This is a genomic window from Actinotalea ferrariae (assembly GCF_019733465.1).
In the GTDB taxonomy this organism is placed as follows: Bacteria; Actinomycetota; Actinomycetes; order Actinomycetales; family Cellulomonadaceae; genus Actinotalea; species Actinotalea ferrariae_A.
The window spans coordinates 1-10624 of record NZ_JACVQL010000241.1 but is presented as its reverse complement, the minus strand read 5'-3'; the positions used below and the strand labels follow the sequence as shown (position 1 = coordinate 10624).

4 protein-coding genes are annotated in these 10624 nt (G+C 75.4%); all 4 read right to left on the bottom strand.

The window, feature by feature from the left end:
- Positions 1-944 (bottom strand): hypothetical protein (locus tag ICW40_RS16755; protein WP_221655150.1); only part of this gene is annotated, 944 nt, incomplete at its 3' end.
- Entirely contained in the window at positions 941-4390 is a 3450-nt protein-coding gene (locus ICW40_RS16750) for a DUF6603 domain-containing protein (protein ID WP_221655149.1), read from the bottom strand. The genes ICW40_RS16750 and ICW40_RS16755, both read right to left, overlap by 4 nt.
- On the bottom strand, positions 4387-7959 hold the full coding sequence (locus ICW40_RS16745; RefSeq protein WP_221655148.1) for a hypothetical protein: 3573 nt from the start codon (positions 7957-7959) through the stop codon (positions 4387-4389). The genes ICW40_RS16750 and ICW40_RS16745 overlap by 4 nt, the downstream gene beginning before the upstream one ends.
- 33 nt (positions 7960-7992) lie before the next feature.
- A partial coding sequence (locus ICW40_RS16740) for a hypothetical protein (protein WP_221655147.1) occupies positions 7993-10624 on the bottom strand: 2632 nt, incomplete at its 5' end.

The following is a 10624-nucleotide window of genomic DNA, read 5'->3' as shown; positions in this document are numbered from 1 at the left end:
GTCCACGCCTCGAGCGCCGCGCCCGGCTCCGCGCCTGCGCCGCCGCGCGGCGAGCGCAGCGCGCCCTCCATGCCGACGACGGCGTCCTGCGGCGCGAGCGCGGGCAGCGCCCGGTGCGCCTCCCCGAGGTGCAGCGGGGCGGTGCCCACGGAGTCCGGCAGGGCGACGGGCCGCAGCCGGCGTGCGAGCTGCTCGAAGTCCCCCGCGGGTCCGGTCGTGAACTCCCAGTGGTAGAAGAGCGGGAGCCTGAGCGTCGGTCCGAGCGCGTCGTGCGTCCACGCGGGACCGACCGGGCCGTCGGACGCGTCCTCGCCGAGCCCGGCGGCCACGCCCGCGTCGAACGCGGGTACCAGGGCCGCGTAGTACGACGTGCCCGGCCGGAGCCGACGCGGGCACAGGAGTCGCGAGATCGTGCGGTCGTCATCGGCCAGCGTGGCGGTCAGGTCGGCCGTCGCGTCCGCGGCGAGGACCTGCGTGTGCGCCCACGCCCACGACTCCGCGAGGTCCGGCACCTCGTCGACCGGGACGGCCGGGGCCTCGATCGTCAGGACCGGCAGCGGCCGCGCCCCGCCGGCCGAGATGCTCACGCCGGGTCCTTGCGTCACGACGACGAGCACGAGCCACGGGCGCAGGCGCTGGTCCGGCCCGGCGACGGCCGGCGTGAACATCCACGGCAGGTCCGGGGGGTCGAACTCCACACCCACGAGGAGGTCCGGCGCGGCGTCCGTCGCGAAGCGACGCGGCGTCGTCCGGACGATCGTGTCGAGGTCGAGGCCCGTGACGTCGCCCGGGCCGTAGGCGGCGACGTCGGCCCTGGCGTCCGCGCCGTTGACCGTGAGCGTCACGGGGAAGGCGGGCCGTGCGGGCAGGTCACCGCCGTCGTCGACGGCGTCGAGCACGCCGGCGACGCCGCGCCGGGTCCACGGGAGGAAGCGCAGCGTCATGGCCGTCTCACCAGCTCGACCGCCTCGACGACGACGAACCGCCCTGTCGCCCCGGCCGCCTGGTGCGCCGCCGTCCAGGTGAGGGCGCCGACCCCCGCGACCGCGGTGGTCCGGTCGGTCAGCGTGGCGGCGTCCGCGACGGCGTGCCGGCTCGGGGCCACGGCGACGCCGAGCCCCTGCCCGCCGACGGTCTTGGCCGCCCGTCGCAGTGCGGAGGTCGCGGCCGCACCCCACACGGCCTGCTGCACGAGGAACGCCCCGGGCACGAGCGCGATCTCCACGACGTCGGGCTGCTCGAGGTAGCCCGTCTCGTACTCCGGGTCGAAGGAGACGTCGGCCCCCGCGGGCACCGCGAAGCCCGTGGTGCCGAACCGCGCGCCCGCGTCGAACCGCTCGAACGAGGGGGCTGTGAGCTTCTCCCCCTCGGAGATCTGCCAGAACTCGGCGCGCGCGAAGTGCTCGCTCGTCAGCGCGCGGGGCACCGCCCGCGTGCCGAACCGGACCGCCGTCAGGTCGAACCGGTTCCCGTCGCTCGGACGGCTCTTGCCGACCCGGTCCACCGCGACGCCGAGCGGGACGACCTTCTGCGTGACCTCGAGGCTGCCCAGGGGGTGCACGAGGAGGGGCCTGGCAGTGACCTGCCGCAGCGTGACGTAGGGCCGTCCGGCCGGGAGCGACGCGTGCCAGCCCTGCGGGTCCGTGAGCGCGGCGAGCACCTGGGGCAGCACGGCGACCTCGGGCAGCGCGTCGAGGGGCACGTCGCCCCAGCCGACGTCGACGTCGATCGAGATCTCCCAGAAGAGCACCTTCAGCGACGCCGAGCCGGTGATCTCCCACCGGCCCGGTCCGGTGAGGCGACCCTGAACCCGCACGGCCGCGAGGTCCCAGCCCTGCCACGAGATCGACGCGCCGACGCGGAACTCGATGTCGAAGTGGAACCGCGGCTGGAAGAGGAAGAGCGCGTCGAAGCCCAGGTAGGCCTCGACGCGGAACGCCGCGGCCACCACGAGCAGGCTCACCTCGGCGCCGAACTGGAACGAGTTCGACGTGATCGCCGTGTAGCACGCGATCTTCACCGTGACGATCTCGTAGCGCAGCGTGACGCCCAGACGGTCCTGCGGCGGGATCCCGGGCGGGAGGTCGGTGAACCGCGGGTGGAAGCCCCCGATCGCCATGATGAAGACCGGGTCGTCACCGAAGCGGGCCCGCACGACGAGCGAGCCCGTCAGCGGCAGCGACACGATGTGCGAGTCCCGCAGGCGGGCGTCGATGCCCAGCTCCTGCTCGGCGACGTCGTAGTAGCCGAGGACGTCGACGACGAGCCGCACGAGCTCCGGGGCGCCCTCCACGGGCGGCAGCTCGACCTTGAGCTGGCCGAGCAGGACGATCCGGGCGATCGACGGCTCCCCCGCCCCCGGTCCCATCACCCCGTCGAGCTGGAGCACGAGGCCGAGCGTGATGGTGACGATCCCGGCACCCCACCCGATCTGGAGCGCGGGACCGAACGTGAGCGATCCGGGGCTCAGCGGGAAGATCGCCCTGAGGTCGGCCAGGAGCGCGGGGGCGTTGCCGACCGGGTCCTGCGGGAAGAGCACGTTGTCGAGCGCGCCGGTGCGCATCCCCGCCTGGAGCGCCTCGATGCTGATGCCGTGCTGGATCCCGAGGATCCCGCCGACGCCGTCGAGCGTGAAGCCGTACCCGAGCTGGACCGACGGGAACTCGGTGTAGACGAGGAGGAGCAACGCGTAGCCCTCGGCGCCCCCGGGAAGCTTCGTGGTGAAGATCCCGACCGCCTTGAGGGACAGCGACAGCGCGGGGAACGTGAGCTCGAGGACGCCGGCGTACTCGCCGCGGTCCGGGTCGAGGTAGAGGAAGCCGCCCCCGGACACGACGCCCGCGTTGACCCGGACCCCGAGCCCCTTGGGCGGCTCGAGGGCGAGGCTCAGGTCCGCACCGCCGAGGTTGCCGCCCTCGGGCGGGAACGACAGCACCAGGCTCAGCCCGAGGTCGTCGAAGGACATCGCGACAGGCCCGAGCTTGACCTTGACGTCCGTCACCGCAGCGAGCGAGACCTGCTCGCCCACGGCCAGCCGGACGCGGAGCCCGCTGAGCGTGACGACCCCGCCGATGTCGATGCCGCCGGAGATCTCGAGCTCGAGGGCGGCACTCCCGGCGAGCCGCAGCCCGCCCAGCAGCGACCACTGCAGGCCGAGGTCGACCTCGATCGTGCTCTCGAACGCGGCGACCGCGGCGACCGCTGCGCCGAGGTCCGCGGCGCTGAGCACGATCCGCGAGCCGGTCGCGACCAGCGAGAAGCCGATGTCCGCGTCACCGCCCTGCACGCCGAGGAAGGCGCCCAGGTCGAGCGTGCCGAGCTCGATCCGCGTGCCCTGGCCGCCGAGCAGCGCGTCGAGGTCGAGGAGCGCACCGACGTCGAGGCGCGCGTCGAGCGACGGCGTCATCTCGACGCCGTCCCCCGAGATCCGGATCGCGGGTGCGGAGTCCCCGGCGTCGACGCCCCCGAGCGCGACCGCGGCGCCGAGCGTCACGGTCCACCCGCCGGTGACGAGCGTGTGCTGGTAGCCGCCGAAGGGCGCGAGCTCGACGGCAGGGCCGGTCTGCCCGGCCTCGTTCGTGTCCGCGGCGGAGAACAGCTCGAGCTCCGTCCCGAACCGCGCCCGCCCGGCGTCGTCGGCGACCCCTGCCACGACCTCGATCACGCCGCGACGCGCGAGCTGCTGCACCGAGGCGGCGTCCGCCAGGGCGTCGGGGTGCGTGCGCCAGGCCCCGCCCGCGCGCGCGAGCAGCGGCGAGAGGTGCGTCGCGAGGAACAGGTGGGTCGCGGCGGCGTCGACGGACGCGGCCCAGTCGTTCGGCACGACGATCCCGCGCAGGTACCCGAGGGGGTCGGCGAGGAGGTCCGTGACGACCGCCGGACGGAGCCGGACGGCCCGGTGCGCCCGCCGCTCGAGCCACCCGCCGACCGTCGCGGCCGGCACGTCGACGGGCGCGACGAGCCGGAGGACGCCCGCGACGTCGCCGAGCACGCGTTTGCGGGCGATCCAGCCGACGGCCAGCGTGTGCAGCACGTCCTCCCCGAACGCCGCGAGCTCGTCGTCGGTCGGTGCCGCCGGCCCGCCGGACGCGATGAGGTCGACGAGGTCCGCGACCGCGGTCACGAGGCCGGCGAGACCCTCGAGGGCCTCGACGAAGGCCGCCAGGTCCGCGGGGTCGAGCCCGTCCTGAGCCGCCGTGACGGCGTCCACGAGCGCGCTGATGCCGGTGACGATCGGCTCGGGGTCCACGTCCTCCGTGACGGTCCAGCCGCAGCCGCGCAGGAACCGCCGGATCCCCACCAGCGGGTCGGGCGCCTCCGTGACGCGCACCAGCGGACCGAGCAGGTCCTCCAGCTCGCCGAGCAGCATGCCGACGACGTCGTCGCTCACGGCCGCCTCGCCAGGTCGGCGGGGTGCGGGTGCCACCCCGCCACGTGCAGGGACCCGATCCAGTCGAGCCGCGGCGACGGGCCGTCCCGGGGCGGGTCGTCGACCGGGTACCAGCGCAGCTCGTGCTCGACGCCGAGCACCTGGCCACCGCGGGTGCGGAACCGGATGAAGCCCGCGTTGGCGTGACCGACCGTGCGGCGCTGCCAGGCGTTGGTGCGCTCGCGCTGCGACGGCGTGACCTCCCGCGCGCTCATCGCGGGGTACGGCGTGAGGCGGTCGGTGCGGCGGTCGTGCAGGAGGACCGTCTCGAGCGCGAGCGCGTCGTGCGGGTCCAGCCCGAGGTCGTGGTAGAGCAGCAGCAGCTGCTCGCGAGCGGCCGGGCCCGCCGTGAGGAAGTCGCCGAAGATCGCCAGCATCGGGTCCTCGTCGAGCCGCCGCAGCATCTCCACCGCGCTGTACAGCTGCCAGGCCGCCTCGCCCGCCCACGCGCGCACGGAGTGGAGCGGCGCCGTGACCATGCGCTCGGCCGTCACGGCCGCGCCTGCCGCGACGCGCGCGGCGGTGCGGGTGACGTCCTCCACCGAGAGGTTCATGGGGGTGGCCAACCACTGCCGGAAGTCCTCGTAGTGCCGCTCGAGGTCGACCGTGTCGAGGATCGCCTGGACCCGGTCGTCCAGCTCCGCCCGGGCGATCGTCCGGAGCTGTGCGAGCGACGACCGTCCGCGCGGGAGGAGCGCCGCCCAGTCGGACTGGAGCAGGAAGATCTGCCCGTCGTCGTCGTAGAGCAGGTCGTCCATCCGACCGAGGAAGCGCGTCTGCCCGTCGGAGTTCCGGGTCGACGACGAGGTGAGCTGGACGTACCGCGTCGTGACTCCCCTGACACCGACGTCGGTGACCGACGACCCCGCGTAGTGGACGTCGCCGGAGAGGATGACGGCGCACCGCAGCGCCCGTGCGGCCTCGCACAGCGCGGTCATCGCCGGGACGTTCGCCGACCACGTCTCGAAGTCCATCTCCTCCTCGCCCGGCCGGCCCTGGGCGATCAGCTGCGCGACACGTGCGCGCTGGGCCACCTCGACGAGGCGGTTGCCGAAGACGGGTGCGGGCGAGAGCAGCAGCGTCACCGGGACGTCCGGCGCGACCTCGGCGATCGGCCGGGTGACCTGGAACACGAGGGCCGGCGTGCTGATCAGGCCTGCGGCGAGGCGGCTGCCGCCGTCGCGGAAGAGCGCCGCGGCGAGGCGGTCGACGCCCACGGCGGCGGAGAGGCGGTCGAGCTCGACGAGCGCCGCGTGCGCGACACCGGCCAGGTCGACGTCGGCAGGGAGCGGCTGCCCGGCCGCGGACACCAGGACCGGCCACAGCTCGGCGCCCGCGTCGGCCACGGCGCGGCGAGCGGCGAGCACGACGCCGGTCGTGGACGCGACGGCAGCGGTCTCGACCACGTCGGCGAGCGCGCGGACCACCTCGTTGAGCGCCTCGCCGCCGATGCCGAGGTCGACGTCCCCCACGGTGCGGATCAGGCGCGCCCCCGTGGTGATGACGGCCGCCGCGGACGGGTACAGGCGCTCGACCAGCAGGCGTCTCCGCAGCTCCGCGTGACCCGACCGCGCGAGGACGAGGGTCGCGGTGCCGACGGGGTCCCACCGGTCCCCCGCCGCCAGGGCCAGGCGGCCGGGCACCTGGTCGACGAGGTCGGCGAGACGGCCGACCGCCGTCATGACCTGGTCGACCGCCTGCTCGCGCGACGCACCGACCGAACCCGCGAGCGTCACCACGTCCTGCAGGAAGCGGCCGAACGCCTCGGGGACCACCTGGCTGGTGCGCTGCCCGACCGCGAGCCAGGCCGCCCCCAGCGCGCGCAGCTGCGCGATGCCCGCGTCCGGCGGCTGCCCGGGCGGGTCCGCCACGAGCGGCGCGAGGGACGCCCACGTCATGGGTGCCCCGGTCGGGAAGGCACGCCACGTCCGCGTGTCCAGCGCGAGGAGGCGGTGCGCGGGGAACCCGACCGCGTAGTCCCAGCGGATCCGGGGGAAGTCCTCGCGCCGACCGGACGCCGGGATGACGGGGTCCCCGCCGCGGATCCCGAGCAGGGCGTCCGCGGCGCGGGTTCCGGTGACCGTCGCCAGCTCGCCGGGCCGCGTCGGGCTCGTGTACCGCCACATGTCCAGGAGCCGGCGGCCCTGGCGCCCGGGCGCGAAGTCCTCGGGGACGTTGCCCCAGTGCTGGAACACCGCGTACGCCGACAGGCCGTTGCGCAGGAGGCGCGGACCGACCTCGCTCCGGGCGTCGGTGCGCGGCCCACCCGTCTCCGTGAGGCCCTTGAGCCGGTTGGTCACGCGCCGGTCGAGGAACCAGTCGTCGGTGATCTCGTGGTCGTCGAACATCGTGTAGGTGGCCACGTTCGCGAGAGCGCGCCGGGCCAGGACCGCGGTCGACGCCCACCCCAGCGCCTTCGGGGCCGTGTCCCGCCAGTGGGCGGCGACCTTGCCCCCGTACTCGTCGAGCTTCACCGCGATGTCGATCACCTTCGCCCAGCGGGCGGGCAGCGCGATGAAGCCGAGCTGGTCGGCGATGTCGAGCAACGACTGCAGGCGCTCGATCGGGAACCGCGACGGGGGTTCGGGGAGCCGGTAGCCGTCAGTGGCCTGACTCCCGTCCCCCTCGACCGCCCAGAGCGCGTCGGACCACGCGTAGAGGTACATGGCGCACCACTCGCCGAACCGCACGAGGTGGTTCCCGGAGTAGTCGTTCGGCACGTCGTCGGTGTCGCGCTTGAGGTCGACGCCGTCGAGGGAGAGGAACCGCGACCGCCATCCGGGGTCGAGCAGGATCTCGGTCGCCGGTATGACGACGGGGACGTCCTCCTCCCAGCCGAGCAGCTCGCGTCCCGCCGCGGTGAGTGCGGCCAGGAGCCCCGCGGCGACGTCGTCGACGTAGACCTGGTCCCCCGTGAGGAACCACTGCTGCGGCCTCTCCCGGGCGGCCTCGGGGCCGCCGGTGATCGCGCGCTGCAGCGCGGCGTCCATGAGCTGGATCGCGTCCGGCTCGGTCGCGCCGCCGCCGTGCGGCTTGCGGCACGACCCGTGCACGAGCCTGAGCTCGGCCGGGGACGCCGGCGGGAGCACGAAGGACGGCAGCATCCCGTCCGCGTAGCCGAGGGGCACCGCGGCCCGCCGCACGTCGTGCTCCGCCCCCACGGCCGCCCGCGACCCGCCGAGCAGCCCGAGCCGGAAGAGGCCGCGGTCGGTGCCGCCCGACCGGACGACCAGGTCGTAGCTGAGCACGGCGCCGTCGGCGACGTCGTCCGGCAGGTCGACCGCGACGAGCCCGACCCACAGGCGCGCCCCGATGCGGTCGAGCGGTGTGACGACCGAGGCCGCGACCTGCGTGCCCGGTGAGGCGTGGTTCGCCCGCCCGGCGTAGAGCCGCACCTGGGCGCTGGCCTCGACCGACGTGCAGAGGAAGACGTGCGCGCGCTCGCGCGTGACCCGTCGCACCATCGGTCCCGCCAGCAGGACCGGCCAGGGTCCGGTCCGGAAGGCGCCGTCAGGGGGCGCCTCAGGCATGGCGCCGCCCCGAGACGACCCTCGGACAGCCGCTCACAGCGGGATCGCGTCCGCGTAGACCACGCGTGCGGCGCGGGTCGTCGAGCCGGAGACGTTCGGCTCGTCGACCGGGTCGGCGTCGAGGAGCTCGCGCTCCTCGACCAGCACCCGCCACCGTGGCTGGCTCCCGGGCGTCCTCAGGTCGAGCGGGACCTCGCGGCTCGCGGCCGGGGGCAGCCGCAGCTCGCCGCTCCAGGTGACGCGGTAGGAGCCGTCGGGCCCGACGCCGACGGCGGGCAGGCGGCGCGTCGCCACGGTGACCCACTCGAGGTCGCTCGCCCCGTCGGGCAGCACCTGGACGGTCGCGTGGACGGTCCGGCTCGCGGCGAGGAACGCGTCGAGGACGGCCGTCCCGGCCGTCGGCGTGTCCGCGTCCAAATCCTCGCGCGGCGCCTGCGGGCCGTCGTCGCCCCGGCGCAGACCCCGGAGGAACGCGACCGCACCGCTGACCGTCACCCGGACCCGGTCGTCGTCGGGCCGGTTGACGGTCGCCGTGCGCGTGGGCAGCGGCTGGACCCAGGACGTGAGCCCGACCGCCGAGAGCGCGCAGCCCGCGATCGAGTCGGGCTGGTACCGGGCGACCGCGAGCCGGACGAAGGGCCAGATCGCCGGGCCGTCGTCGACCGCCACGTCCACGAACCACTGGCCCCGCCCGGGGTGGTACTCCGCCGCGTAGCCCAGCACGGTCGCCGTGGACGGTGAGCCGGCGGGCACGTCGACGAGCGGCAGCTGCGCGGCGGGCAGCACGGGCCGCGCGGCACGGTCGACGACGGCGCCCTGCGACTGCAGCAGGAGGTGGCCGAGCTCGACGAGGGGCGGAGTCATCGCGTTGCCCGTCGGTGCGCCGATGAGCACGGGGTCCCGGCCCCAGAGGCTGACCGTGCCCTCGGGCTGCTCGACCGAGGTCCCGAGCACGACGCCGAGCAGCTCGCCGTCACCCGAGGAGTACCACGGGCGCCGCAGCCACAGGCGCACACCCGAGCGCCGCGTGCGCCGCAGGCCGAAGGGCTGCTCCGGTTCTGTCGACTCCTCCCAGCGCAGCAGCGGGACGGCGTCGACGAGGTCGGGCGCCGCCGGCCGCGCCGAGCTCGGGATCACGAGCTCGACCGGTGCGCCGGCCAGTGCCGGGTCGTCGTCGGCGGGGACGTCCTCGGCCGCGAAGAGCTCACGGAACCGCGTCGTGCCGCTCGGCGTGTACGTGACGCGCCGGTGGTGCGTGTCCGGGAACGTCTGCAGCGCCTTGTGCATCCCGAGCCCGCCCTCGGCGAGGGCCAGCGCGTCGGCCGTCGGGCCGAACGGCAGGAAGTCGATGAGCGTCAGCAGCCCGAACCCCTCGCGCTCGCTCACGGCCGAGCTGACGACGACGTCGTCACGGCTCACGGTCACGGGTCCCGGCGCGGCGACGTCGTCGACCTCCTCGGTCCACGACGCCCGCACGACCAGGCGGTCCGTGCTCGGGCCGTGCAGGTCGACGACACCCGCGAGCTGCGCGACGGTCAGCCCCGGCGGACGCATGCCGAGCCGCAGCGCCATGATCTGGGGCGGACGCACGGGCGCGGGCACCGCGTGCACCAGGCGCACGTCGACCGACGGCGTCAGCCACCACGTCCACCCGGACTCGGCGGCACGCAGCAGGACCGCCGCCGCCACGACGTCCTCGGGCGTGGCGCCACCGTCGCCGTCGGGGTCTATCGTCGAGGCGAGGTGCGAGCGCCACAGGCCGAACGCGTCGAGGTCCGCCCGGCGCAGCGACGACGACATCGCCACGCGCACCTGCTCGCCCGGCGGCAGCGCGACCCGGATCGCCGTGCCGTCCAGGCGCGCACCGAGCGCGGGCCGTCCCCCGGGCGTCGCGGCGGTCGCGGGCTCCACCACGAGCCGGAACGGGCGGACGCGGGGCCACTCGCCCTCGAACGGCAGCACGACGGCCTGCAGCACGCGCGGCTCGGGCAGCGCGTGCGGTGCGCCGGCCTCGTAGAACACGAGCGCCACGCCGGCCGCGTACGGGTCGGCCAGGTAGGGCAGCGTGAGCTGGTCGACGTCGTGCACGACGTACTGCCCCTCGCCGAGCGGCGTGTCCCGCTTCGCCGTGATGTCGGCGAGCGTCACGAGCGTGTCCGGGTCGGCGCCCGGCCGCTGGTGCAGCGAGATCCCGGGCTGCTCGACGAGCTGGCCGGGGGCGTCGAGGTCCGGGACGTGCTGGTCGAGCAGGGTCCCGCGCTCACGCAGCGCGACGGCGTAGGCCGCGCGGTGCTCGGCGGGGTCGGTCGAGCCCATGGCGCGGTCGAACAGGCCCGCCGTCTCGCACTCGAGCTGCGTCGCCTTGGGCGGCACCACGTGCCGCTCGCTCGTCGCGGCCGCGTCGGGCGACGTCGGGGCGATCCCGCTGCGGATCACGAGCCGCGAGAGCTGCTCCCCGGTGCCGAGCGGGGTGCGCGCGACGAGGCTGGGCGGCAGCACCGGGTCCCACCGCAGGTACGGGCGCGGCACCGTCACCGTCGGGCGCGCGGCGAGCTCGGCCGCGACGCCCCCCGGGCCCTGCCAGCCCGCGACCTCCACGAGGGTGGCGGCGTCCACGGCGAGCTGCGGCCGGACGCGCCACGTGTCGGCCCGCTCCGCGAGGTGC